The sequence below is a fragment of the Candidatus Aciduliprofundum sp. HYA1 genome, assembly GCF_056175085.1.
This window is the reverse complement of sequence record NZ_CM149694.1, coordinates 1134454-1158747: the sequence shown is the minus strand read 5'-3', so window position 1 is coordinate 1158747 and position 24294 is coordinate 1134454. Positions and strand designations below refer to the sequence as shown.

Sequence of the window (24294 nt, the reverse complement as noted above, 5' to 3'; positions counted from 1 at the left end):
TGCATATCATTGTAAAAACAAAAATCATTTGATAATAAAAAACTTCCGCTTCTATTAGAAAAACTTTAAAATCCCGCAAGGTATAGGCGAAGCGTGGATTTCTATCGGGAAATAGAGGAGGCCTTTCGCGCCGGGAAGATAAGGAGCAAGGAGGAGCTGGAAAGGTGGAAGAGCAGAATTGCCAAAAAATATCACATTCCCAATCCCCGCAACTCGGATATAATGAGAAATCTACCGGCGGATATTGTGGAAAAATACAAGCACATACTGGTAAAAAAACCATCTCGCACGCTAAGCGGAGTGGCCATCGTTGCCATCATGACCTCACCGTTTCCCTGTCCACATGGGAAATGCATCTACTGCCCCGGCGGCCCGGATAAGGGCACGGCGCAGAGCTACACGGGGCACGAGCCCGCGGCATTGAGGGCAGCGCAATACAACTTTGATCCCTACGAGCAAACGAGAGCGAGGATCGAGCAATTAAACGCAATAGGTCATCCCACGGACAAGATTGACCTCATCATAATGGGGGGCACGTTCACAGCTCGCCCCAAAAAATACCAGGAATGGTTTGTCAAACGTGCTTTTGATGCCATGAATGGGGTTGATGCTAAAAATCTGGAAGAAGCGCACCTCATAAACGAAAACGCAAAGAATAGATGCATCGGGCTCACCGTGGAAACGCGTCCCGACTGGTTCATGGAAAGGGAGATTGACTTCGCTCTCCATCTCGGAGCCACGCGCGTGGAGCTGGGAATTCAAACTGTGTACAATGACATACTGGAATTTGTTAAGAGGGGGCACACCGTGAGGGAGAGCGTATTATCCACTCGCCTGGCAAAGGATGCTGGGTTCAAGATCAATTACCACATGATGCCCGGACTGCCAGGAAGCTCACCTGAAAGGGATTTTCAGGCATTTAGGAGAATCTTTGAAGATCCCGATTTCAGGCCGGATATGCTGAAAATATACCCGACGCTGGTGGTCAAGGGCACTGAACTCTACGAGATGTGGAAAAGAGGAGAGTATGAGCCGTACTCCCTTGATGAAATGGTTGAACTCCTCGTTAGAGTTATAAGCATCGTACCCCCATGGATCAGGATACAGAGGATACAGAGGGATATTCCGGCGAAGTTTATAGAAGCGGGCGTGAAGCGCGGGGATTTGAGAGCACTGGTTATGAGAGAAATGAAAAAGAGAAAAATAAGATGCCCGGAGATAAGGTGTAGAGAAGTGGGAAGAAAAGGAGGCGAGGATTTTGAAATGGTGCGCAGGGACTACGATGCCTCCCGTGGCAGAGAGGTTTTTCTATCCTATGAAGATAAGAGTTACGACTCAATGGCAGCGTACCTCCGCCTTCGTCTTCCCAGCGAGTTTGCCCATAGACCTGAGGCAAGAGATGCTGCAATCGTGCGAGAGGTAAAGGTGTTTGGCAAGGAAGTTCCCGTTGGAGAGAGAGAAAAGAAGGCGTGGCAGCACCGGGGATTCGGGAGGAGTTTGATGGAAGAGGCAGAGAGAATCGCTAAAGAGGAATGGGGAATGGAGCGAATGATTGTTATCAGCGGGGTTGGTGTTCGAAACTATTACCGCAAGCTTGGATACGAGCGTCTCGGACCTTACATGGCAAAGAAAATTCAGGGGCACTCACTGGCAAGCATATGAGATTTACATATCCTTCCCGCATCTTTTCTGATTTCTTCCATCTCCTTCCCCAATCTTTCTATAAAGCGGGTAAATTCCCTTCTGATAGACACTATTCTTTCTTCAGAAATGCCAATCACAGAAAGGATTCTCTCAACATCATTCCACATCTTCCTGTTGAAACAATCCTCTATGTCCTTCAAATACGCAATAACTTTTCCCACATCTTCCCCAGTGATTTTGCCTCCTGCACTGGCCCACGCTTTCAAATTTTCAAGATCTCTTCTTGCACCCTCAACGCTCAATTTTCTCCTGCTGTATTCTCTCTCTAAATTTTCCACAAATGTCTCTTTTAATTTACTCCATCCTCCAAGCACATATTTTGCAACGAGATATACCCCTTGGTATTCACGAGATTTCATAGAATAGTGTGTCCCTGCAATCCAGCCAATCCTTTCTCCCCGATGAAGGGCCTTTGCGATTCTCCATATCCACTTTATTTCCATATAAACCTTGTATTTCTTTGAGCCGTATTCTATTCCCTTCGGGCTTGAGGGATAGCCTAACTCTGCAACCAGGTTCCAGAATCTTTCATCCAAATCTCCTTTGCCACTCATATTTGGTGATTTTTGTCATAGTTTATCAATTATTCTGACAAAAAAATTCCGATAAGAATAAATATGTGCTCTCCATGGCTCTCTATGCTCCCACCGGTATCGGCAGTAAGGGACAGGAGAAAAAAGCTGGGGTGGACTCAGGGCGAGCTTGCCAGAAGAAGCGGTATTTCCCAATCGGCCATAGCCAAGATTGAAAGAGGCCGTATGAATCCATCCTACGAGGTGATGAGGAAGTTATCTGAGGCACTGGAAGAGGGAGAGAGAAATTGCGAGATTGAAAAGGTTGAACATGTTATGACCCGAAATGTGATCACCATATCTCCGCGAGATACCGTGAAAAGAGCCATAGATATTATGAAGGAGTTTGGCATAAGTCAGATTCCTGTGATTGGAAATGCGGGGCTTGAAGGTATGATAACTGAGAGCGATATCCTTGAAGCCTATGAAAAATTTGGAAGGAATGCTCCAGATGCACTGGTTCGCCAGGTTGTGAGTGCTCCACCACCTGTTATAAGGAGAGATACGAAGATTGATGCTGTGCTTGCACTTCTGAAGCAGTATCCCGCCGTGCTTGTCTTTGATAACGGTATGCTCGTAGGGATAGTTACGAAGGTTGACCTATTCGGCAAATAAAAGTTAGGAGATTAATACTTCAACCCCATAAATTTCTCCAGCGCTTTTTTCAGTTCTTCGTGCTCCTTTGCGTACTCCTCTGCTGGCACACCGAGCATTTTAGCCTCTAGCGCCTGACGCATTGCAATGGCACCTTTTCTTGTTCCCTCAGGATGCCCGTGCACGCCGCCACCGGCCTGAATTACTATGTCTCTGCCGAGAATGTCCACAACCGCTGACACATGCCCGGGATGAAGCCCACCTGAGGCAACTGCAAGCACCGATTTTGTTCCTTCCCAGTTTTGAGGGAATCTGTCATCGCTGGCAGGCACTGAATTCATCTGTATTTCCTCACGAATGGATGAGATTTCAGCTGCACTTCCCTCCATCTTGCCAACAGCAGTGCCTATGTGCAGATTATCCACTCCAAGCAATCTGTAAATCTTCGCGAGGGTGCGCATGTTTATTCCGTGCCGCGGATTTCGAGTAATTGCAGCATGCATTGCACGATGCGCATGGATTGCCATCTTGAATCCCTCCTTGCGATAGCTCTGAAGCGATGCAAAGCCCACTATTACAACATCAATCATAACAAATTCGTTGCCTGCATCCTGCACAAGTTCAGCACGGCGTATCATCTCCCGATATGGCGAGGTTATGTTTATCAGGTAAATTTTCTTCTCACCCGTCTCCTCCTCTGCAAGGTCTTTCTTCTCAAGAGTGAGTGATAAGCGCTCTTCAAATCTGTTGAAATCCTGAGACGCAAGGTTCTCATCATCCTTCACGATGTCAAGCCCGCCAACCCAGGCCTCGTAGGCAACCTCCGCATGCATCTTCGCCGGCAGACCTATCTTTGGCTTGATTATTGTGCCCAGAAATGGACGGTCATACACACCCGTCATCTCTCTTACCCCGGGAACACCGTACCTTGGACCGGGATATTTCTTAATCAGTTCAGCCGGAAATCTTATATCCAGAACACGAAGATTCTCAACACTCTTCATTCCAAACACATTACCGGAGATGCTGGCAAGTATGGCCGGCATATTCTCAACTTCGAAGAGATGCAGGGGATATGCAATTTTCACAAATTTTTTCTTTTCGTCTATCTCGTAGACCCTTGCACGTAGCTTTTCCCAAACCTCCGGAAGGAGGGTCTTTAAATCTGTCCATGTACCAATTGAAGATTCCTCGGCAATGCGATCAGCAACATAGCGCATATCCTTTCCGGCAGGTGGCTCTGCATAGAACCACACGAGCAAATCGCTATCATCAGGCTCGTAATCCAACTCAATGTAGGTCATGGAAGGATATATGCTCTTATGGAATTTAATTCCATCGTTTTAGAGCATATGGCTACCATCGCATGTGGCCGCGGTGTTCAGGGGCAACCCCTCCCGGCACACTGAGAAATCCAGGCCATATTTTAGGGATGCGTCGCGTATTCTTTTTAGAATCTTGTATCTCAAGTCTCTCGGAGCATACCTTATCCCCCTCACCATCTCTCCATTTTCATAGTATATCCTTCGGAGATAATTGGCTTTATCCTTGAAAACTCCGGCAACGCGCCTGAAATTATCGGGCTTGGCCTTGTAGGTGGAGCTTATGATCTGCCTGACGCCAATATCTGCAAATTCCTTCATTATTTCTCTTATCTCCTCTTCATTATCGTTTATACCGGGTATTATTGGATCCACCCGCACCATCGTTTTTATTTCCGCATCACTCAATTTTTCAAGGGCCCTCAATCTTCTCTCGGGACTCGGGGCCATGGGCTCCAATTTCCTTGCGAGATTTTCATCCAGCGTGGTTATAGTTATGGCAACCACACTTCTCATGCTCCCAATGATATCAATATCCCTAACCACCATGTCCGATTTTGTGAGCATTAGGAGGGGAAAATCGTGTCTCCGCATAAGATTCAATGCCCCTCTGGTTATTCTCAACTCTCTCTCCAAGCTTGGATAGGGATCCGAGGAATTGCTCATTGATACCGGCAACTTCAGTTTTGCATTCTTCAAATCCCTCTCAAAAAGACGAAGAAAATCCCTTTTTGATCGCACTCTCCATGGATTCCGAATGTAGGATGTTATGTAGCAGTATATGCATCTGTGCTCACAGCCCGTGTAGGGATCCACAGTGTACTTTTTTGGGCATGTGCATAGCGGGAAGTTCCAGGGGTCAAATACATGCATATAGTACACGAAACTCAATGGTATCCCCTATATAAAGTTCTATTGTGCATCATTTTCAAAAATGATAATGTGTGGAAAACAAATAAATACAATCAAACTTATTTTTCCATCATGGAAGATAGCCTCCACGTTCTGCTTGTGGACGACAACAGGGAGCTTAGCAATATAATAAAAACATATCTCTCCCAGCGTGGGTTCAATGTAATGGTGGCAAATAGGGGCAGGGATGCCATGGGTATGATAGAAAAGGCAAGACGCCTTGATGTCATTCTTTTAGATTTGATGCTTCCGGACGTGAACGGTCTTGATATGCTTCGGTCCATAAGAGAGCATTCAAAGGATGTGGCCATAATAATCATCAGCGGGGTTAAGGACCTGAATACCGTGATAGAGGCGATGAAGGCAGGTGCAGATGATTACCTCGTCAAACCCTTCAGACTGGGGGAACTGGAGAGCAAGATAAACGAGATCCTGTATAAAAGGGTAATTGAACAGCCGGTGCAACAAGCCCTCAATGCAGAGCGTGCGTTGGAAGTGGTTGATACCCTCGATTATTCAGGGGGTATGCTGAAGTTCTCATTCAAGAACATTGATGAGATGAGGAAATTTCTAAACATGCTTAAAGAGCGCAATGATGTGGATGTCAAAGATGTTCGTGTAGGTGAGGAATACGAGGTATATCTCACCGTAAAGAGGTAGTGCCATGGTCGATTGTGAGGTAGAGTTCATACATCCCTACGGCCGAGGGTTCATAGTCTATACCGATAAGGAGTGGAAAAAGGGTAAAATCTACCTTACCCAGAGGGAGATCATAATTATTGGTGATAGGGAGTATAAAATACCCATCATTGCGATTTTGAGTGTGGATAAGAGAATAACTCTGCCAGCAATAAAGGAAGGGCGCTCTACTCTTCTCATAGAATATGTGGACATCATAACAAAAGAGAAACTCTATACCCTGTTTTCCGGTTACGGCAGTTGTATAAGAAGATTCAAAAAGGCGCTTTTAATACTTCTAACTTCAAACATCCTTATCAGTTATAAAATAGGGGAGAACTGGGGCAAGGGATTCATGCGTGTGAGCGGTTCGGACATTGTCTTCACGCCTGTAAATTACACAGTACATGCGCAGGAGATAGCAAATATAGAGAGGAGATCCATGTCCACCGGATTTTCAAATGTGGGCGTGATATACATTAAGGAGAAAAGAGATGATAAGATAACGGAGATATACCTCGTCACGCCACCATTGAAGCGAGATTTCTTCTGGCAACTGCTCAACCTTCTTGTTGAGGAGTTCGTGTACTCTCAGGTACTTTCAAAGCTGACCGAAATTGAGAAACTCGTGCTTCTGCTTGTGAACCAGGGCGCCTCTGTAAATGAAATCCTCCAAAAGCATCATCTCACCCCAGACGATTTCAAGAGGATAACGGATAAATTGCAGGATATGGGTTTGATAAAGAAAATAATCCTGGTCAAGATAACGGATAGGGGAAAGAAAATAGTGGAGAACATCACGGAGTGAGCGAATCAATTATTTTTGCAGCCTCAAGTAGGTTTTTGGCATTGTAATCCGCCAGATCGCTGGGTTTTCCCACCTTTATGGTGATCATACCAACCCTTCTGGCTCCAAGAATATCCCTCCTCTCATTATCGCCCACATATATTACCGGCTTGCTCTTCGAATTTTTCAAAGCTATTTCAAATATTTTGGGATTTGGCTTGCCCACTCCTGCATCCTCTGCGGTTGTTATGCTATCAAACATTTCGTATATATTCATCGCTTTAAGCACCTTCTCTGTGTATGGTCTATCCGCATCGGTGATCAAACCAAGGTGTTCTGCTCTCCTCCTTATTGTTTCAAGTGCCTCATATGACCCCTCGTCAGGTTTTACGTATCTCGCATGGTAATTTGCATAGGCGTCCATTATCCAGAACACATCGTTGGAGCACAGTCTTTTTGGAACCACATTCTCAACGGCTCTTACTATGAGATTTCTTATAGGATGGTAAATCTTTTCCCTGTTGTCCATGTAGGGTTTTCTGAATTCCAGGATGTGAGCCATTAACTGCTCTGCGCTCATATCAATTTCAAATCTTTTCTTAATGGCTTCACACATCTTGTAAAACGCGTAATTCTCGCTCTCCATACTTGTTATCGTACCGGTCATATCAAGGAACACATCCATGCCTGGGGCATGCATCTCATCCTTTTAACAATTTGCAAAGAAAATTTTATATGCCCAGTGCCTATACGCCCTTAACGGGCATTGCACATGCTCCGGTGGTGTAGCCCGGCCAAGCATTAGGGGCTCTCAACCCCTCGACCCGGGTTCAAATCCCGGCCGGAGCACTAGAGGAGACACCTACGGTTTCTCCCTCTACCCTCTTCCCATAAAGTGTTTTACCCGGAAGGAACTTTTATATGCACTTTAAATTTTTCTTAAGAGGGTAAAAAGGTTTGAAAAGGAATTAAGCCAGGAAATAGATCAGTAGGGTTATGGCCACCACAAAGACCACTGCAGGACTTACCCTTTTTATTACCTTGTAAACATCGGCCTTGAAGTGCTGAGCAGATAGTACCAGACAAAGGTGCACAGGAGAGGTCAGATGTCCCGCGTATCCGGATGCGTAGGCAAGTGCTATGGCTGCAAAACTTGGAGGGGTACCTATGAAGGGCAAAAGCAGGGGGAACGTGGCGGCCACGTAGGCAACGGTTACCCCAGTCATAAGTCCTGCAAGGTATGGGAGTATGATTATCACCACAAATGCAGGTATGTGGTAAATGTTGAAGAACTCATAGGTGTAGTACATGGAATTTGTCTGGAGCACGGCGATTTTCATGAAAAGTGCTGCAAAGGTCACACCTAAAAATGTCGGCTTTAAGGCGAATTTCAGTCCGTATATGGCATCTTTTTTTCTTCCCCTGTAAATCAGAATTCCTATTAGGGTTAGATCAACCACGAGAAGGGAGTAAAAAAGATCTACCCTTTGGATCTCCACACCTCCCTTGGTAGGCACGGGAATTCCAACCAGTGTCAGGAGCATTACTACCAGTATTGGCCAGGCAGAGTACAGCAATCTCCCGAATTCCCTTCCACGATCCTTTTCAATTCTCTCCTTTCTTATGTTCTTTCTTTTCATTATTGGATAATATATGAACAGGTATCCGCCGGTGATTGCAAGTATTGTGAGGAAGAACATGTGAATAACAAAATCAGGAATGGTCACATTGAATATTGCGGAGGCAACGATGACTCCCGTATATAGGGGCCACCAGTACTCCCACAGGTGGCGAAACCAGTAATTTAGGGATGTGGCTTCCAGGGGATTCAAGGACATCTCCTTGGCAAGTGAATCAACGAGTCGTGCGGAAACATAGGCACCTCCTGGCATTGGAAGTAGCCCTATGAAGGCGGATATTGAGACCATGGAAGATCCCAGGGATGAGGCCAGGGATTTAACGGCGTTTACCATCATATTCAGGTACCCAACCTTCTCCATAAGGGCAACGATGAGCAGTGAAAGGAACACGATGACTATTATTCTCCAGAAATTATGCCAGTTAAGAAGTGCAAGGAGCACCTTATCCCATTGTGCACCGAGGGCAAACAAAAGGAACAGTGCACCTATCATTATTGCAATGGCTATGTGAACCTTGAATCTCGGAAGTACGATGATTATCAATATGGCCACCAGTATCAGCAGGAAGCCCTCGGTGGGAGTCATTATGTGGTTATGGGAAAGGCATATTTATAATTTGCACCTTCATACAATTTTTTAAAACAAAAAAATAAAAGAAGTATGCCAGAAGGGATGGGATGCGCTTCCCATTATTTAATATGCGAATCGCCCATATAAACTTTCCCAGAAAAATTTATATATGAGTTTTCAATAAGCATGGTTGTGAACTAAAAGTTGATAACTGGAGGTGATAAAAATGGTGTGGAAGAGAAGAAGGGATAGGGACGATGAATGGGATAGGGATTTCTTCAACGACGATTTCTTTGGCTTTGACATTGAGAGGGAGATAAGAAGAATGGAGGAGTGGATGAACCGTATAATGCGCGATTTTGGAAGGGGAGAGATCAAGGGTCCTTACGTTTACGGTTTCAGCATGCGCATAGGTCCTGATGGTAAACCGCAGATACAGGAGTTTGGCAACGTACCTCGGAGATTTGGCATAAGAGAGGAGAGCATGGAGGATTACCGTGAGCCCCTTGTGGATGTGATGGAAGATGATAAGACGGTGAGCATAACAGCCGAAATACCGGGAGTGAACAAGGATGACATTGAACTGGATCTGAATGATGAGGATAACGTGCTCACAATAAAGGTTGATACTCCAGAGCGTAAGTACTACAAGGAAGTGGAACTTCCAGCCAAGGTCAAGCCAGATTCAGCCAAGGCAACGTACAAGAATGGAATACTGGATGTGGTGTTTGAGAGGGCCGAACCGAGAAAGAAGAAGGGCAAGAAGATAAAGGTAAAGTGAAAATGAGCAGCATAGATGAACTTCTGAATGCAATCGAGAACCAGACAAGGAGGGAGATACTCAAGAGGCTGGCTGAGGGGCGCCAGTATGCCCTTCAGCTGGCCAAGGAGTTGAGGGTGTCCCAGCAGGCAATAGTGAAGCACCTTGAGGTCCTGGAGAGGTCAAACATAATAAGAAGGGCAGGCACAGAGAAAAGCGAAATGGGGCCTCCAAGAAAACTCTACGAGGTTCACAGGGGTTTTTCAATAGTTATAGACGTTGCTCCCGGGATTTTTGAAATACGTGAATATCCCATTGAGGAAGATTCTGAGGGCATAGAAGTTGAAGATTTTGGCAAGATGCTGGAAGACATTGAGAGAGAACTGCGCGAGATTGAAAAGAGAAGAGTTGAACTTATAAAGATGAAGGAGAGAATTCTCAGGGAAATGATGAGAATATAAATTATTCGGGGAGCTCAAACTCCTCCTTTTCCTCTTCTATCCTTAATGTTTTTGTTTTTCTCTCCTCTCTGAACCTGAAATCGGAGATCACGAGACAATCCAAAATTCGCTCTGAATATCTCTGTCTTGGCTCTCCCTCGGTGCTCAATCCCGCGATTATGTCCGCAATGTATATTACCCAGTTCAATTTCGTTGCATTTCTCCCTATGGCCTTCCATATGTCCAGAGAGCCTATGAATGATACGGCCTTAAGTTTGAATATGTACTTCCCAGGGGTTTTTCCGTTTATTGTATCAAAAATCACAGAGTATATGAACCATATTATGCCCTGCCACATAAAAATTACCATCCCCATGTTCCATTTGAAAAAGTATCCCAGTGTATAAGCAATTCCGAGGGTTATGATAAAATCCACAAAACTTGCAGCAATTCTCCTTGCCCAGAGATTTCGAAGTGCAGAATCGTACTCCATGATGTCAAAGCCAGTTTGCATACGGAGGCATATAATGTTTGCTCCTTAAATATTTTTCTCGTTGGAAAGTTTATTATACTTTCTTTCAATCTAATCAATCATGCTTCTGGACGAGATTGAAAAATGGCTTAGGGAGGGAAACGATGATGCTCAGGACCTTGTTGACCTGCCCTGGAATGTTGAGAGGGAAAACAATACCTTGGTGGCCCAGCATCCGAAAATCCCATTCATTCTCTATGTTTCTGAGGATGAGAACTTCATAAGGTTGCGGGTTTACACGGGCATAGAAACTGCTGTTGAAGATACGAAGGAGAGATTGAAGATTGCCAGGGCCCTGCTCCTGCTAAACGGCAGTGCGGATTACCTGAAATTTGCCCTTGAGGGCATAAATGAGGAGGTTGTGCTTCAGATAGACCTTGGTAAGAAGTACTTTAACAAGGGTGTTTTTGAAGATTCAATAGCGGCCATGGTTACGGGAATGTACATGATGGTTCGCGCCCTTGACCTTGAGGAGGAGTTTCAGGATCAGTTGTTTGCCAGACTCGTTGGGCTCGTTAAGGAACGGCTCAGTGAGGGTGCAAAGAGGGAGGATGTGGTGAATTTCCTAATAAATAGGGTTGGGCTAAAGAAGAAGGACGCTGAAGAGATTGTGGATGAGATAATGAAGAGTATGGATAAGGATATAAAGGGCTATATGTGAAGGTGATGGATATGGAGGATTTTGAAAAGCATGTGGATGATATTTACAGGGTGCTTGGGGGAAAGGTTGATAAGGAAGTGATTTCAAGGGAACTTCGAAACTGGATAACAAACTTCAAGGTGCCTATGGCCGAGGCGAAGAGAAGCATAGTTTCGAAACTTGGAGGAGATCCCACAAAATTGATTAACAATGAGAAGAAGATTGAAGACCTCGGTCCAAACGATGCCAGGGTGGATATAAAATTAAAGGTCATAACAATAAATTCAAAAGAGTATCAACTTGACGGTATGGCAAGAAAAATGTACTACGGTATTGTGGGCGATGAAACGGGTACAATACCATTCACAGCGTGGCGCCTCGATGTTGAGTTGAGGAGGGGTGATTGCATACAGGTTAAAAACGCGTATACCAGAGAGTGGCAGGGCAAGACGCAACTTGTATTTGGAAACAACACCATCATATCGCTTCTCCCACCGAACTCTGTGGAGGTAAAGACCTCAATAACTCCTGCCAAGATCGTGGAACTGCACCCAAGGATGGGATTCGTTCAGGTTGTGGGCAAGATTTTGGATGTTACAGAGAGGGAGGTTATGGTTGATGGTGTACCCAGAAAGGTTTACGAGGGGATAATCGGTGATGACACGGGTGAAATACCCTTCAGTGCCTGGGATACGAAGGTAAATAAGGGTGATGTGCTGAAGATAAGTGGTGCCTACGTGCGCACCTTCCGTGGCATGCCACAACTCGTATTTGACCCCCGCTCCACCATTGAGAAGGTTGATATAAGCATAGAGATAAGGGAGATTCCAGTAACCCTTGAGAGCCTTGAGGGAAAGGGAGGGTTCAACGTCCTCGTTGAGGGCGTGATTATAGATGTGAAGCATGGAAGCGGACTCATATACCGATGTCCTGAATGTGGAAGGGTTTTAAATTCAACCATATGCCCCGTCCACGGTAAGGTCACACCCAAACCTGATTTGAGAATAAAGGCCGTTATTGACGACGGAACAGGAGGTGCCATATGCCTTTTCAACAGGGAGCAAACGGAAAGGATACTGGGAATAGATATGAGCAACGCCATTTCCCTGGTTCAGGAGAATTTGGGAAATCCCGCCGTTATAAGGGAGATGATCGAGGAGAAACTCATAGCGGTGCCAATGCGTCTCAGAGGCAACGTTATCTCCAAGGAGAAATACGGACTCACGATGCTCGTGCACGATTTTGAGTTCATAAACATAGAGGACATTGCAAAGGATGCGGAGAACATGCTTGAGGAGCTGGGGTGGTAAAAATGCGCGAGCCTGCTTGGAGGGTATTTGCTGCGGAGTACAACTCTTCAAAACACTACATAAAGGCCACCGAACCAAAGATGCCCAGCTACGTGATAACACCCATCGGAGCGAAGATAAGCAGATTATTTGTGGTAGGGGTTCTTACTGAAGTTCGGGTCATAACTGAAGAGGTGATAAAGGCCCGTATTGCAGATCAGACAGGGGCATTCTATATGCTTGCCGGAAAGTTCAATCCTGAGGCAAGGCAGATTCTTGAAACGGTCAAAGTGCCTCAATTCATCGCGGTTGTTGGAAAGGTCAATGTGTACCATCCGAAGGAGGATCTTATGTACGTGTCCGTTGTGCCCGAAAGGGTAAAAATAGTAAACGAGATTCTGCGGGACTACTGGGTATTTGACACTGCGAGAAGATTGAAAATTAGGATAGATGCCATGAGTGAGGCTCTCCGTATGGATGAACCCTCCGTGGATAAGTTGATGTCCCTCGGGTTCTCAAGGAAGATATCTGAGGGAGTGGTTCTCGCAATTCAGTACTACCAGAAGATCAATGTTGAGCGGTATATGGATATGCTGAAGGATGCCCTCAAGCATCTTCTTCCAGAGTACAGGGCCATGGGCTATGAACTGCCAACAGTTGAGGAAGAGGAGGAACCGGAAGAGGTTGGCGAACTGGAAGATGAGATACTGAACCTAATTGAACAACTGGATCAGGATGGGAGGGGTGCATCCTACGAGGCTCTGCTGGAGAAATCAGGGATATCCGAGGAGAAACTTGACGAGGTTCTGCTCTCCCTCCAGGAAAAGGGAGAGATCTATGAACCCTACCTGGGAAAATTCAAGAGAATATAGCCCACATCTTTATTTTTAATTTTTGAATAAAATTAGAAAAATATGTAGTATAGGAATATTATCGTTCCCGAGCCCACGATATCTGCCAGTGTTGTTATTATGGGTATAACTGCATTATCCGGGTCCATTTTCAGTTTTATGCTCAGGTAGGTCAGGTAGTAGGAGATGAGAATTAACAATGTGGCTGCGAGCATTCCGGCAGCGAAAATCATGATTACAACCATAAAGCTCATTGTATAGAAGAACCCAAGTGCTGCAACTATGGATGCCATGATTATGGCCAGCACGTAGGTGGAAACAACATCTTCCAGGAATCTCCTTCCCTTGGGTATTATTCCAGGTTCTATGTATCCGAGGTATATGAAGGATGACAATCTTGCGGACAGAACGCTGCCTATGTTTCCAAGGGTTTCTTGAAACGGGGGTAGGATCAAAAGCAGTAGGGGAAGTTTGTTGTCCTCCCACAGGGTACCAGTAACCAGTTCAAAGAGACCTACTAGGATAAGCACAATGAAACTCTCCCTGTATATTCTTCTGCCCTCATGGCTTTTTAATGTTTTAAAAAACACGTAAAGCGTGTAGGCAACCCATACCCCCAGAAGTGCGTATCTCAGGAAATCGGGCAGCCATGTGACCAGGAGGGCGCTGAATACCATGAAAAATACCACGAGAAAATCTCCAACCGCGGAAATTATTGGTACTCCTATATTATCGGGATTCCATTTTTTCTCGTAGGATTTCACAGCTATGTATGCGGACACGGGTGTGAGAATGGATGATGTAAAAAAGTGGTTGGTGAGTATTATTGTGAGGATTATCATCACAGGAATAATTATGCCCTTTGTGAAATAGAAAACTCCAGATGTTAGGATGATCATAATATAGCTTACCGTGAAAGCCAGTGCTATTGCGGAAATTATGTTTATTTTCACCTTTTTATCCTTCATTCCAGAGATTTCTCCAAGATGAAGTTTGGAACTTAACCTTGAAATTTGAGCACCGTAAACGTTCCCGCGCATATCCAAGAGTGCTGGGAGAATCATAAGCAATCCAGGAATTGCGTTGAATACACCGATGGATCTGTTTAAAAGCATTCCTGCGAAACTATCTGCTATAAGTGCCATTAAAAGAGCAATGAAGCTTTCCCGAATCATCTTCATGTCTATGAGGTGGCGGCTCATCGGCACCACCTCCTGTGTTCATCGGGACCATAGGGGGGAATGCCCATTGAACTATAAAATAATAACTATTTTTGGGGTTTTACCACAAAGTAAACATGCACATTTGTGTAAAGATGGCCATTCATGTACAGGTCAAATGAAGCCAGGTTTTTTCCCGCGATGGTGGAATTTGTTTCAAATTTTATTTGTTTTTCCTGTCCATTTGCAAGATGGAACTGCATCTCTCCCATCTTGATGTTATTTAATTTGAAAATGACCTTTAAATCTGAATCCCCGTAGTTCCAGTTTTTCACCAGGAGTTTGAAACTCACGTTTTCTCCAACAGTTGCATTGTGGGGCCAGGATTCTATGGAAATGTCCACCTCATGCCTCGGTGATGCTGTGAACTCTGCGTACCCCCACACAGAGATAAGAATAATTGAAAGGATTATTACAACAGACACGAATTTTGAAGGTTTTTCCCATTTTATACTTTTTATCTCCTCTTCGGAGGAAAGCAGGTACGCAATGCACAGGTATATGCCAAGGGTGATGAGCATGGTGTATGGTGTAAGGATAGATAAGGCGGCAAGAACAACGGCAATTAAGCCGCTTATTCCCAAACTCAAAGGAGGTGAGATCAGAACAAGTTCCTCTGGCTTTGGGTCCTTGTAGATCCTTATGGTGAAAAATCCTGGGGCAAAGAAAAGGATAAATACAAGAGATATGAGTTTGATGATCCACGATGGCAAGAAATATGTGAGGAAAAATAAAATGGTGAGCAGGGCAACAAGGTTCTTATCCTTCATACAACTTTCCCTCTTTCATAATGTATTTCCTTGCGTTCAGTTTCTCCAATCTTGGGTCGTGGGTGGCCAGTATTATTGTGACTCCCAATTCCCTATTTATTTTTTTCATAAGTTCCACAATGTTTTCCGTGTTTTCATCGTCCAGATTTGATGTGGGTTCATCGGCTATCAAGAGTTCGGGATCATTGGCAAGAGCCCTTGCAATGGCTACCCGCTGCATCTCTCCACCACTCAGAGATGAAGGAAAGGCATGCATTTTTTCCTTTATGCCGAAATATTCCAGCAATTCTTCCACACGCTCTTTCCATCTCTTTCCTGCCAGTTTTAGAGGAAGTGCCACGTTCTCCATCACCGTGAGATCATCTATCAGATTTGTGGCCTGAAAGATTATTCCTATTCTTTGAAGCCTGAATTTTGCCCGCTCATTCTCGCTCAATTTTGTTATTTCAATATTTTCTATCTTTACACTTCCCTCATCGGGAATTTCCAGACCTGAAATTATGTTGAGCAGGGTGGTTTTTCCAACACCAGACTGCCCTTTTATCATCACAATATCTTTCTTTTCAACGTCTAAATTCACTCTCCTGAGAACTCTATAACTCCCATATGTTTTTGATACATTTGACACGCTCAGATACACCACGCACAGTAAATTTAATAAGCATATATAGTTTTTACTGGACTGGAATGATTGCTCCGTTGAGGTATGTTATTTCGATAAGAAAACGTTCAAAAATAACCATTCTTGCAATAGCCATTGTGATAATGTTCATAACTTCAACATACACAATCGCGTACAGTTTTGAGGTGAGCAACAGGGAACTCGTGGAGAGATTTCATTCTCAATATTATATAATTTCCTCATCCAAAAATCTACTCGATAGCCGGGTGAACCCGAAGGGAGTAATTGGTGCCTATGTGTACCTCATTCCAGCCAGAATAGGAAATTTGAGCACCTATGTTGTTGGGATATACGATCCACACAACGTGCTTGGATGGGCGTATGGATGCAATGAAGGGTCAATAATCCTTGGAGAGTACTTTCATAAAAAGGGTGATGTTAGCGTTGTAATTAAAGAGGAGACATTGAAATTAAAGGTTTTAAGAACCATGAGATTTGAATTTTTCCCGGATTACTGGGGAATCATAAACTATACCCTTGCCAGAGGGTTTCAGAATGAGCCCAACTTCATCATCACGGATAAGTATCTGAAGGTAGATGGATTAATAACACAGTCAATGATAAAACTTGGAGATTTTTATTACAAAAGCGCGGAGGAAACCTACGTGGATTTGGTTCTCTTATCCTTAATCTCCGTGGTGGCCATATATTTTTTCATAAACGCATTGCTGGAGATGGAAATAAGTGAAAACATAAGGAAGATAGCGATAATACGGGCTTTGGGGTCAACAACCCACAATATATCCACAATATATTTCCTGAGGTCCATATACATAGGATCTGGAGGATTGGTTATAGGACTATCCTTAGGAATTGTCCTGTCCTATATGCTTCCTACAATTCTCAAGTTTTCTGGATTACTCAGTTCTCTCAGCATATTTATTCCACCCTCAATGTTTCTAATAAATCTCCTGCTCACTCTGATTGGCAGCACCATTGCATCCATTCATCCCATAAGGAGGGCGGTTAGAACTGAAATATTGGAGGGAATGAGGAGGGGATCTCTGTGATAATAAAAAAATCCATTATTGTGCCAGTGATAATTCTCATGATGCTCTTCACATCCATCTTTGTATCCTTAAATTCAATGTACCTCATGCCCCAGGAAATCATGGGCAACAAAAATGTGTATGTACTCACATCCTCCCACGATAAGAATCCTCTGAGAAGCAATCTGAATTTGGAACTTGCATACGGTCTGGAAAATACATCATACATAACGGCTGTGAGCCCAGAAATCTTCCTTTTCACCACCATAAAAAATCAACCTGTGACCCTGAGGGGTGTGGAATTTAAAAACTTTTTAGATATAGAGGGTGGAAAAATAATAATGGGTAGTATGCCAAAAAATGTTGATGGTGCCCTTGCCGGAGCGAAGATTTTCAGGTTTCTGCATCTCAGAATAGGGGAAAAATTGAGTGTCTATGGCTCTTTTCAATCTTCATTTGCCATAATAAATATAACGGGAGTATTCAAAACTGGGAGCAGTGCAGATGATGAGATCCTTGTATCTCTTCCAACATCCCAGAAACTCGCAGGCTTGAGGGATAATCAGGTATCCATAATACGATTTAAAACTGATAACCTTGGAAAAACAAAGGAACTATTGAATCCGCAGTATCCGAAATTCACTGTGAATGTAACCTCAGTATCCCAGGTTTATGCATACAGCAAGTTTAATGCCACGGTGACAATAAAGAATATGGGCTCTGAAGCAGGGATGTGCAATTTCCATCTTAATTTTGAGAATCAGAGTTTTGAAAGAGACATATACGTTTCAAGGTCTGCAACCTTCAATGTTACACTTACCCCCTATCTTCCAGGACAGCAAAAAATTGATGTGGCGGTTAAAAACGATGTTCTTTATTATCCTTCATTCTCGCAGATTTTGGTTGTGAAAAATCCTGTGGTTATAAAGGGTAAAACTCTGACTTATGTGAACACACCCACAAATTATGTTCTTCTAACCACGAACAACAGGAAAATAAGCAATGCCACCCTCGAGGTTTCTAATGGACAATACAGGAAGGTCTATCATGTAAACTACTCTGCAAATATCACATTTCCATTTGCTGGAAGGTATAATTTATCCTTTTACAAGCCCGGATTTGAAAGCAGAAATATCGTGGTGGATGTATTTAAAAAGGAGAATTTTAGCGCACTCGCCACTATAACTCCATCCCCCGTGGAAAATGTGCTCTTTGTTAAAAGGGGGAAGAGCATTGAGATAAACGCATCCAAGGGAACGGAGATATACTACTCACTCGATGATGGTCTGATCAGGAATACGAGTTCTTCAATTTCTCTCGGCTCTATGCTCGGTAATCACATCCTGTCTATCAACGTGGTAAGGGGATGGTTTATGGGTAATGAAACGTTCATTGTTCATATATACAATAACTCCCAAATTTTCGCAAATGTCCCCTTCAACGATTTTACTCCTGTTTATTTCAACGCCACTTACAACATCACACTCTGGAGTGAGGTTCCATTTCAAAATTTGTCAGTGAGAGTAAATACCAATCCCATCTACACACTAAGAAATTACACCTTTGATTTTCATACATTCTATTACTCAATTCGTATTCCAATAAAAGTTAATGAGAAAACAAACAGAGTAAATTTAGAGATACTTGCCAAAAATGTGCTCAATAGAACTTTGAAAATTGTTGTGAGTCCGAGGATTATCTATCATTACTACATGCTGAAGCCAAAGATCATAGTTGGAGGTCCCCAGAAAACCTCTACATTGAGGTGCAATCTTCTCGGGAAAAATCCTGTAAGCATCAGAATATGGAGCGGTATGCCCGTGCAGGTCAAGGCCTATGATGATCTTGGAGTTACAAATTTGACCGTACAAATTTTCAACAGAACTTACTATTCATCTCCGCCTAATATGGGTGAGGTGGATATCCCTACCATGGAGATAAGGAACGGTGAAGTTCATTTTATGCCAGAGGGGGTATATGAGGGCATAGCTAAGGCAAGAGATGCGGCGGGAAACGTAAATGAAACTTATTTTGAGGTTATAATAAACAATACAGGGGAAAAGCTTCCCCCAATAATTCTTGGAAGTGGGATTTTAAGTTTCAATGGAGGAAGGGAATCCTACAAAATTAGAATTTTTGATAATACCCTGATAGAGGATGTTAAGGTTTATGTGAACAGTACACCGATTGAGATCTATGAGAATCTAAGTGTGGAAAATTTCACGGCATGGATCAACTCATCCCAGTTGCCAAACGGCTTCTACAGGGGCTATATTTATGCCCAGGATATCTATGGAAATCAAAGAAATTTTTCCTTGGTAATAATCAAGAATTACACGGATATAATTCCACCAAAAATAGAGGTGGTGAAAGATAAAATATGGAGTGGAGAGGATATTGTTATCCGGGCCAGTGACAATACATTAATGAAAAAACTCTCTGTATTCATATTCGGAAAATGGTTCAATGGTACCAAGGAAGTGAAGATTCCCACGATGGAGATTCTCAACAACTCCGTCGAGTTTATCCCACAGGGAGTATATTTTGCAAAAATATATGCAGAGGATATATTCAATAACGAGAATCGCTCAGATGTTAAGATTGTAATAAACAATACAGGAGAGAAAATTCCCCCCATAATAATTCTTCCCAGGGTTTCAGTATGTAATGCCACGGATTATATAAATTTCACCGCCTATGACAATGTGGGCGTGAAAAGGATAAGCGTTAGTGTATTTAATCGCACCGTTGCATTTGTAGATTCTAATAATATAAGCGTAAGGGCGGAGAGATTGGGTTACGGGCTAGTTACTGTGGAGATATATGCGGCAGATGTTAATGGAAATGTTGCAGTCTCACCTTTTAGAGTGTTCATAATGGATAATATTCCACCCCAGATCAATAACACATACATCAGGATGTGGGGTGGAAACACAACCCACATAACTCTATGGGATGATCTTGGTATAAGGTATGCAACTCTATCCATATTTGGAAAGGTTTTCAGAAATTCGGGTAACAGAATTGAGGTAAAAACGATGGAAATTCTGAATAACACTGTGCACTTTATACCACCTGGAAGGTACGTGGGAAAATTGATGGCAGAGGATTATTCTGGAAATGTGAATTCAACCTATGTTACGATCATCATAAATAACACTGGGGAGAAGATTCCACCAATAATCCTTGGAAAAACGTATGATGTGTTATCAAACAATAAAAGTGCAATTTTCCGTGCCTTTGATAATGTGGGCCTGAGAAAAATGTGGTGGGTCTGCGATGGTATGATCAAGGGAGAATCTGAAAATGGAACACTTGTTTTGCATTTCTCCCAGTTACCCATTGGAATCCACAATGTCACCATATATGCTGAGGATGTGAATGGAAACATTGCCCATATGAATGTTACACTGGATGTTATTGGAATCTCCCATGTTAACATAAAAATATGGGTTGAAAATCCCAACATAAATACCAATCAGCGCGCTATCATAAACATAGAGTTGATTAATGGAGCAAATGCGGGAAAATATTCCACCGTGGTGTATCTGGATAATTCTCCCTATTATATCATAAATTTAACTCTTGCACCCTATGAAACCCAGAGTTTGATTCTCAAACTTCCATACCTTCCAGATGGGACTCACAAAGTTATGGTGATGAATGAAACTGTTACCATAAGAGTTTCAAATCCCTATGTGGAAAAACTTCCAATAGATCTCCTTTTGAAATACGACAAGAATCTAAATGTTACAGGTGGAAAGGAAGTCATATACAAGGGATTTCAGATATCCGAGGGCAATTTCATGATTCTCATTTACTCTTTAATTGCAGTAGGGATGATCCTTGTTATTCTCGGAATGTACTCATCCCTTCTCAAGGCATTAAAGGAGAGAAATATAGCAGTGCTTCGGGCAATAGGTGCAACAAACTCGCAGATCCTGAAATTCGCCTTGAGGGATGGTTTATATTACATCTTCTTGCCCGTTCTATTGGGAATAGTTGCGGGTTATATCATGCTCTTCATACTTCAGTATTTTGAGGTACTTAGAGCATTTGGACACAGGCTGATCATATCCACAAATATCCAACTGATCTCATTGAATCTTCTCATAGGACTCGGATTTGCCATATTGACGATGGCAATAGTTTTTAGGGATGTGCTATCTTCTAAGGTAGTGCGCCTTTTTGTTTTGGAAGGGGGTGAGAAGGAAGTGGATCTAAGGGAGGTATTTCAATGAAGGGTAAGTGGATTGGCCTGCTTTTAATTTATATTTTAGCAGTTGCTGTACGAATGTACCCTGTTTTTATCACACCCATCCCTTACAATGTGGATGCTCTGCTTGATTCAAGGGCTTCTCAGTTTATTGCATCCCATGGAAACTTGAGATTTCCAAGTGATGTGAGTTACAACAATCATCACACACCTGTGACCATTCTTTTTAATGCACTTAGCGGTGCGTTATCTCAACTTGTGGGTGTTCCGGTTATGCATCTGATTCCCCTGATTTTTCCATTTGTGACTTCCATTTCCGTGATTGGGTGGTACCTTTTTAGCAAGAAAATAACAGGAAAAGATGAAATAGCCATTATGACTGCCGCCTTTTTTGCAATTAGCGGAACCTACGTGCTTCAAACGGCTCTGGTGTGGAAGGAGGCGGTGGGTTTTGCTCTGATGCCCTTTGCTCTCTATACTTACAGAAAGAGAAATGCAATTGCCATTTTCCTCCTGGTCATACTTCCCCTCACTCATCATTATGTGGCACTTTTAACCTATATGATGCTCTCCTACTCTGAGATCTTCACATTTTACGAAAAGTACAGAAAACATGAGGTTATGGAGAGAATTGATTATCTGTGGCCAACAGCGTTGCTCGTTCTTTGGACATATCTCACCCTTTATTACTCCCTAACTGGTTTTAATAGGGTGAATAACTTATCCCCCTCCGGGCACCTGTGGTTGTTTGCATCTTTATTTGTCCTGCTTTCTCTGGTAGGGTTTAGGGTTTTGAAAAGCAATTTCAAAGAGAATAACAAATGGGTGATTTTGATCTCAATCATTCCAATGGTCATTTATTTTGCATATTTCTTCTTTCCCGTGTTCTCCCATACCATGTTGTTCAACAGAACCACGTTTCTCTATACCTTCGGCTATGTGTTGATAATTCCGATAATTGCTAAAGGAATATACATTCTCAGCACTGCGAGATATGGAGAGAGAAAACATTACATTTCCACCCTTATGGCTCCAATACAGATGATACTGTTCTTTATGCTTCAGGGATTTGATCCAGTTACCTACGATACTGTTAGCCGCACCTATGATTTTCTTGATCCCGGAACGCACACTGCTCTTTCCACAGCAACCTTCAAAACAAGGAGAAAACTACTTTCCTTTGCTGTAATTTTCATAGTGCTTGCCACAACCACACCCCTCGCATATCACACCCAGGAGGCGTTTGGTGTGTCATATTTCATATATCCAGATGAGATGCATGCTGCAGAGTGGGTCAAAGAGCATTTCAATACAAGCATAGCCACCGACGATAAACTGGGCCTTGTGGCCCGTAATGGATTTGATATAAATGCCTCCCGTAACTTACCGTATCTTTTGGAGAAGGGAATACAACCACAGGAGCATATTTGGTTGGTTGGTAGTTACTGGGAACAGGGAGCGCAGATGTGTCCGATGGCGCCCATTCCCGTTAACGTTACGAAGATTCAGCAGCAGAATTCTGTGGTTTTTTCCTCCGGTTATACCTTTGTAGTTCTAAATAGTACTTCATAATTATTTCTGGAAATCTCAAAGCCACTAGCACGAGAAATATTGTCAGAACATACTGGTAGTTTACCGTAATATTTATTTTATCTATGTGGAGTGAGAAGTATCCCCTGTTCAGAAGATAGTAGGCCCATAATAGAATGAAAAACAATGCAGCAAGGCCAAAACCCATCTTGTATCTGGGATCCTCCCATATCTCCTCCAAGAATTTAAACAGGATATACAGAATGCCCGCGATCAATATGATTGAACCGTAACTTGATATGCTGACACCAAGATATGAAAAATACTCCCTCATGTATTTTACCAGCATTATGGGTATGACTATGAGAATAAATAATCTCAAAATTGCTCTGATAGTTGAGGCCGCCAAATGCTTTTTGTCCCTCATAGATGAATCACCTCCTGATAGGTGAGATGTGTGTTTGTATCGTAGAATATGATTTTCATCTCATCCACCGGTTGAGTTACCCCAATTTTTTCATATCTCCTTACCTCCTGATTTGGTGAGACTGAAAAGGAGGATACGCTTTTTGAGACCTCGGTGCCTTTATAATAGAATATCTTGGTAACCTTCATGGATAGCATAAAAGGTGATTTATCGGTAAATGAATAGTACAATGTTTCATTTGGAAATATCTTGTAGGTGAGATCGGATAAGGGTGCACCCCAGTAATATTTTTCTGTGAAAGGAACTTTGAGTCCGAATATGGAAATATCACCCTGTAAAGTTAAATACTGGGATTTTGTGAGCAATGTCCTGGTGTAATTGCTGAGTACTTCCATTTTCAGTGTTCCCTTGTAGTACTCTCCAAGCTGGGCACTTCCATTGAAGGAACCACATGAAGAATGGCCTACCAAAACATGGCCGTATACCGAAGCAAGACCGGATAAGTATTCTGCAGTTTTAATGCTATAGGGTATTTCAAATCTTATCATTCCGGAGGATGAGACATTCATATTTCTTGGGGCATACACTTTAACCTCTTCAATGGGGGGTATCCACCTGAATTTGTACAGTGAGTTTACAGATACATGTACCCAGTTGAGCATGTATTTAAGGGATATGGTTATGTTTGCGTAAAGAGTATCCGTATGTTTAAAGTGATAGAGCGATGGATACTCCTCATCATATAGTTTGAGAAGGTTTATTTTTACAGGTATGGAAAATGTGTCTATGCTTGAGGTTTCTATATTTCCTATCCACTCCTCTCCATTTAATAGTGTTGCGGTGCTATTTTTCAAGGTGTACTTGACGGATATATTGTTGATGGGGTACATTCCATAATTTTTTATTGTTACGGGTACGTGTATTATGGCTTCTTTTCCATTGAATGTTAAGAATGGTTGTCCAACACCCTCAAGGACCACGTTTTCCGATGCAAATGATAAAATGGCAAGCAGGATTATGGCAATAATTCCTATCTTGCACAGAAGCAAAATTGAAGAATATATTTTGAGAGCAATTTTCAGTTTACGTGCCATAAAACATGCACGAATGTGGGGTTTATTAATTTTTCGTGGTAATTACTCAAAAAGAGCATAAGGGAGCTCGATAGG

The 24294-nt window shown here is 42.9% G+C and carries 23 protein-coding genes and 1 tRNA gene; 13 read left to right on the top strand and 11 right to left on the bottom strand.

Annotated elements, in window-relative coordinates:
- Positions 1 to 93 precede the first annotated feature (93 nt).
- A complete protein-coding gene (locus AC0S1O_RS06325; RefSeq protein WP_475393479.1) occupies positions 94 to 1662 on the top strand; it encodes a tRNA uridine(34) 5-carboxymethylaminomethyl modification radical SAM/GNAT enzyme Elp3 in 1569 nt (522 codons plus the stop codon).
- Here the strand turns inward: AC0S1O_RS06325 and AC0S1O_RS06320 are convergent.
- Complete coding sequence (locus tag AC0S1O_RS06320; RefSeq protein ID WP_475393478.1) at positions 1635 to 2258, bottom strand: hypothetical protein; 624 nt, start codon at positions 2256 to 2258, stop codon at positions 1635 to 1637. The two genes, AC0S1O_RS06325 and AC0S1O_RS06320, sit on opposite strands and share 28 nt — an antisense overlap.
- Before the next feature lie 84 nt (positions 2259 to 2342).
- Here AC0S1O_RS06320 and AC0S1O_RS06315 point away from each other — a divergent pair, with 84 nt between their 5' ends.
- Positions 2343 to 2891 carry a CBS domain-containing protein gene (locus AC0S1O_RS06315; protein WP_475393477.1) on the top strand — a complete coding sequence of 183 codons (549 nt, stop codon included), beginning with the start codon at positions 2343 to 2345 and terminating at the stop codon, positions 2889 to 2891.
- An 11-nt stretch (positions 2892 to 2902) separates the two neighbouring features.
- Here AC0S1O_RS06315 and rbcL read toward each other — a convergent pair whose 3' ends face one another.
- Together rbcL and AC0S1O_RS06305 are read right to left on the bottom strand one after the other, a co-directional pair.
- Positions 2903 to 4174, bottom strand: a complete 1272-nt coding sequence (rbcL, locus tag AC0S1O_RS06310) for a type III ribulose-bisphosphate carboxylase (protein ID WP_475393476.1) — start codon at positions 4172 to 4174, stop codon at positions 2903 to 2905.
- Between the two features lie 39 nt (positions 4175 to 4213).
- On the bottom strand, positions 4214 to 5065 hold the full coding sequence (locus tag AC0S1O_RS06305) for an SPL family radical SAM protein (RefSeq protein WP_475394481.1): 852 nt from the start codon (positions 5063 to 5065) through the stop codon (positions 4214 to 4216).
- Positions 5066 to 5176: 111 nt separating this feature from the next.
- On the opposite strand from AC0S1O_RS06305, the gene AC0S1O_RS06300 reads away from it, so the two are divergent.
- Both AC0S1O_RS06300 and AC0S1O_RS06295 read left to right on the top strand, forming a co-directional pair.
- The gene (locus tag AC0S1O_RS06300) at positions 5177 to 5764 is read left to right on the top strand and encodes a response regulator transcription factor (RefSeq protein WP_475393475.1); all 588 of its coding nucleotides are present in this window, start codon (positions 5177 to 5179) and stop codon (positions 5762 to 5764) included.
- A gap of 4 nt (positions 5765 to 5768) precedes the next feature.
- Entirely contained in the window at positions 5769 to 6590 is an 822-nt protein-coding gene (locus AC0S1O_RS06295) for a hypothetical protein (protein ID WP_475393474.1), read from the top strand.
- Here AC0S1O_RS06295 and AC0S1O_RS06290 read toward each other — a convergent pair.
- On the bottom strand, positions 6580 to 7254 hold the full coding sequence (locus tag AC0S1O_RS06290) for an HAD family hydrolase (RefSeq protein ID WP_475393473.1): 675 nt from the start codon (positions 7252 to 7254) through the stop codon (positions 6580 to 6582). The genes AC0S1O_RS06295 and AC0S1O_RS06290 overlap by 11 nt on opposite strands.
- An 89-nt stretch (positions 7255 to 7343) precedes the next feature.
- Between AC0S1O_RS06290 and AC0S1O_RS06285 the strand changes: the two genes are divergently transcribed.
- Positions 7344 to 7418 (top strand) — tRNA-Glu (locus AC0S1O_RS06285).
- Between the two features lie 119 nt (positions 7419 to 7537).
- On the opposite strand, the gene AC0S1O_RS06280 is transcribed toward AC0S1O_RS06285, so the two are convergent.
- The gene (locus tag AC0S1O_RS06280) at positions 7538 to 8794 is read right to left on the bottom strand and encodes a DUF401 family protein (RefSeq protein WP_475393472.1); all 1257 of its coding nucleotides are present in this window, start codon (positions 8792 to 8794) and stop codon (positions 7538 to 7540) included.
- 211 nt (positions 8795 to 9005) lie between these two features.
- On the opposite strand from AC0S1O_RS06280, the gene hsp20 reads away from it, so the two are divergent.
- Together hsp20 and AC0S1O_RS06270 are read left to right on the top strand one after the other, a co-directional pair.
- The gene (gene hsp20 / locus AC0S1O_RS06275) at positions 9006 to 9560 is read left to right on the top strand and encodes an archaeal heat shock protein Hsp20 (protein WP_475393471.1); all 555 of its coding nucleotides are present in this window, start codon (positions 9006 to 9008) and stop codon (positions 9558 to 9560) included.
- A 2-nt stretch (positions 9561 to 9562) separates the two neighbouring features.
- Positions 9563 to 10000 carry an ArsR/SmtB family transcription factor gene (locus AC0S1O_RS06270; RefSeq protein ID WP_475393470.1) on the top strand — a complete coding sequence of 146 codons (438 nt, stop codon included), beginning with the start codon at positions 9563 to 9565 and terminating at the stop codon, positions 9998 to 10000.
- A 1-nt stretch (position 10001) separates the two neighbouring features.
- Here the strand turns inward: AC0S1O_RS06270 and AC0S1O_RS06265 are convergent, their stop codons facing one another.
- The gene (locus AC0S1O_RS06265; RefSeq protein WP_475393469.1) at positions 10002 to 10493 is read right to left on the bottom strand and encodes an RDD family protein; all 492 of its coding nucleotides are present in this window, start codon (positions 10491 to 10493) and stop codon (positions 10002 to 10004) included.
- A 79-nt stretch (positions 10494 to 10572) separates the two neighbouring features.
- On the opposite strand from AC0S1O_RS06265, the gene AC0S1O_RS06260 reads away from it, so the two are divergent.
- Genes AC0S1O_RS06260 through AC0S1O_RS06250 form a run of 3 tightly spaced genes read left to right on the top strand, consistent with a single transcriptional unit; the run spans position 10573 to position 13312 of the window.
- Entirely contained in the window at positions 10573 to 11172 is a 600-nt protein-coding gene (locus tag AC0S1O_RS06260; RefSeq protein ID WP_475393468.1) for a DUF8183 domain-containing protein, read from the top strand.
- A gap of 11 nt (positions 11173 to 11183) precedes the next feature.
- The gene (locus tag AC0S1O_RS06255) at positions 11184 to 12461 is read left to right on the top strand and encodes a Single-stranded DNA binding protein (RefSeq protein ID WP_475393467.1); all 1278 of its coding nucleotides are present in this window, start codon (positions 11184 to 11186) and stop codon (positions 12459 to 12461) included.
- 2 nt (positions 12462 to 12463) lie between these two features.
- Complete coding sequence (locus AC0S1O_RS06250; protein WP_475393466.1) at positions 12464 to 13312, top strand: RPA family protein; 849 nt, start codon at positions 12464 to 12466, stop codon at positions 13310 to 13312.
- 32 nt (positions 13313 to 13344) lie between these two features.
- On the opposite strand, the gene AC0S1O_RS06245 is transcribed toward AC0S1O_RS06250, so the two are convergent.
- From AC0S1O_RS06245 to AC0S1O_RS06235, 3 genes are all read right to left on the bottom strand, one after another.
- Positions 13345 to 14493, bottom strand: coding sequence for a magnesium transporter (locus AC0S1O_RS06245; protein WP_475393465.1), 1149 nt, complete (start codon positions 14491 to 14493; stop codon positions 13345 to 13347).
- Positions 14494 to 14558: 65 nt separating this feature from the next.
- On the bottom strand, positions 14559 to 15281 hold the full coding sequence (locus AC0S1O_RS06240) for a hypothetical protein (protein ID WP_475393464.1): 723 nt from the start codon (positions 15279 to 15281) through the stop codon (positions 14559 to 14561).
- Positions 15271 to 15924 carry an ABC transporter ATP-binding protein gene (locus AC0S1O_RS06235; RefSeq protein WP_475393463.1) on the bottom strand — a complete coding sequence of 218 codons (654 nt, stop codon included), beginning with the start codon at positions 15922 to 15924 and terminating at the stop codon, positions 15271 to 15273. The genes AC0S1O_RS06240 and AC0S1O_RS06235 overlap by 11 nt, the downstream gene beginning before the upstream one ends.
- Positions 15925 to 15968: 44 nt before the next feature.
- Here AC0S1O_RS06235 and AC0S1O_RS06230 point away from each other — a divergent pair, with 44 nt between their 5' ends.
- The 3 genes from AC0S1O_RS06230 to AC0S1O_RS06220 are packed head-to-tail and all read left to right on the top strand — an operon-like array spanning position 15969 to position 22740.
- Complete coding sequence (locus tag AC0S1O_RS06230; RefSeq protein ID WP_475393462.1) at positions 15969 to 16973, top strand: ABC transporter permease; 1005 nt, start codon at positions 15969 to 15971, stop codon at positions 16971 to 16973.
- Positions 16970 to 21193 (top strand): FtsX-like permease family protein, encoded by a 4224-nt coding sequence (locus tag AC0S1O_RS06225; RefSeq protein ID WP_475393461.1) that lies wholly within the window; start codon positions 16970 to 16972, stop codon positions 21191 to 21193. The genes AC0S1O_RS06230 and AC0S1O_RS06225 overlap by 4 nt, the downstream gene beginning before the upstream one ends.
- Positions 21190 to 22740, top strand: a complete 1551-nt coding sequence (locus AC0S1O_RS06220; RefSeq protein WP_475393460.1) for a hypothetical protein — start codon at positions 21190 to 21192, stop codon at positions 22738 to 22740. The genes AC0S1O_RS06225 and AC0S1O_RS06220 overlap by 4 nt, the downstream gene beginning before the upstream one ends.
- On the opposite strand, the gene AC0S1O_RS06215 is transcribed toward AC0S1O_RS06220, so the two are convergent.
- Both AC0S1O_RS06215 and AC0S1O_RS06210 read right to left on the bottom strand, forming a co-directional pair.
- Positions 22664 to 23125, bottom strand: coding sequence for a hypothetical protein (locus AC0S1O_RS06215; protein ID WP_475393459.1), 462 nt, complete (start codon positions 23123 to 23125; stop codon positions 22664 to 22666). The two genes, AC0S1O_RS06220 and AC0S1O_RS06215, sit on opposite strands and share 77 nt — an antisense overlap.
- Positions 23122 to 24219: a hypothetical protein gene (locus tag AC0S1O_RS06210; RefSeq protein ID WP_475393458.1), complete on the bottom strand. Its 1098-nt coding sequence runs from the start codon at positions 24217 to 24219 to the stop codon at positions 23122 to 23124. The genes AC0S1O_RS06215 and AC0S1O_RS06210 overlap by 4 nt, the downstream gene beginning before the upstream one ends.
- Between the last annotated feature and the right edge of the window lie 75 nt (positions 24220 to 24294).

Excerpts from the sequence above, each read along its gene's own strand:
- AC0S1O_RS06320 (WP_475393478.1), bottom strand. The coding sequence starts at position 2,258 with ATGAGTGGCAAAGGAGATTTGGATGAAAGATTCTGGAACCTGGTTGCA.
- AC0S1O_RS06315 (WP_475393477.1), top strand. The coding sequence starts at position 2,343 with ATGCTCCCACCGGTATCGGCAGTAAGGGACAGGAGAAAAAAGCTGGGG.
- rbcL (WP_475393476.1), bottom strand. The coding sequence starts at position 4,174 with ATGACCTACATTGAGTTGGATTACGAGCCTGATGATAGCGATTTGCTC.
- AC0S1O_RS06305 (WP_475394481.1), bottom strand. The coding sequence starts at position 5,065 with ATGCATGTATTTGACCCCTGGAACTTCCCGCTATGCACATGCCCAAAA.
- AC0S1O_RS06300 (WP_475393475.1), top strand. The coding sequence starts at position 5,177 with ATGGAAGATAGCCTCCACGTTCTGCTTGTGGACGACAACAGGGAGCTT.
- AC0S1O_RS06295 (WP_475393474.1), top strand. The coding sequence starts at position 5,769 with ATGGTCGATTGTGAGGTAGAGTTCATACATCCCTACGGCCGAGGGTTC.
- AC0S1O_RS06290 (WP_475393473.1), bottom strand. The coding sequence starts at position 7,254 with ATGGATGTGTTCCTTGATATGACCGGTACGATAACAAGTATGGAGAGC.
- AC0S1O_RS06280 (WP_475393472.1), bottom strand. The coding sequence starts at position 8,794 with ATGACTCCCACCGAGGGCTTCCTGCTGATACTGGTGGCCATATTGATA.
- hsp20 (WP_475393471.1), top strand. The coding sequence starts at position 9,006 with ATGGTGTGGAAGAGAAGAAGGGATAGGGACGATGAATGGGATAGGGAT.
- AC0S1O_RS06270 (WP_475393470.1), top strand. The coding sequence starts at position 9,563 with ATGAGCAGCATAGATGAACTTCTGAATGCAATCGAGAACCAGACAAGG.
- AC0S1O_RS06265 (WP_475393469.1), bottom strand. The coding sequence starts at position 10,493 with ATGCAAACTGGCTTTGACATCATGGAGTACGATTCTGCACTTCGAAAT.
- AC0S1O_RS06260 (WP_475393468.1), top strand. The coding sequence starts at position 10,573 with ATGCTTCTGGACGAGATTGAAAAATGGCTTAGGGAGGGAAACGATGAT.
- AC0S1O_RS06255 (WP_475393467.1), top strand. The coding sequence starts at position 11,184 with ATGGAGGATTTTGAAAAGCATGTGGATGATATTTACAGGGTGCTTGGG.
- AC0S1O_RS06250 (WP_475393466.1), top strand. The coding sequence starts at position 12,464 with ATGCGCGAGCCTGCTTGGAGGGTATTTGCTGCGGAGTACAACTCTTCA.
- AC0S1O_RS06245 (WP_475393465.1), bottom strand. The coding sequence starts at position 14,493 with ATGAGCCGCCACCTCATAGACATGAAGATGATTCGGGAAAGCTTCATT.
- AC0S1O_RS06240 (WP_475393464.1), bottom strand. The coding sequence starts at position 15,281 with ATGAAGGATAAGAACCTTGTTGCCCTGCTCACCATTTTATTTTTCCTC.
- AC0S1O_RS06230 (WP_475393462.1), top strand. The coding sequence starts at position 15,969 with ATGATTGCTCCGTTGAGGTATGTTATTTCGATAAGAAAACGTTCAAAA.
- AC0S1O_RS06220 (WP_475393460.1), top strand. The coding sequence starts at position 21,190 with ATGAAGGGTAAGTGGATTGGCCTGCTTTTAATTTATATTTTAGCAGTT.
- AC0S1O_RS06215 (WP_475393459.1), bottom strand. The coding sequence starts at position 23,125 with ATGAGGGACAAAAAGCATTTGGCGGCCTCAACTATCAGAGCAATTTTG.
- AC0S1O_RS06210 (WP_475393458.1), bottom strand. The coding sequence starts at position 24,219 with ATGGCACGTAAACTGAAAATTGCTCTCAAAATATATTCTTCAATTTTG.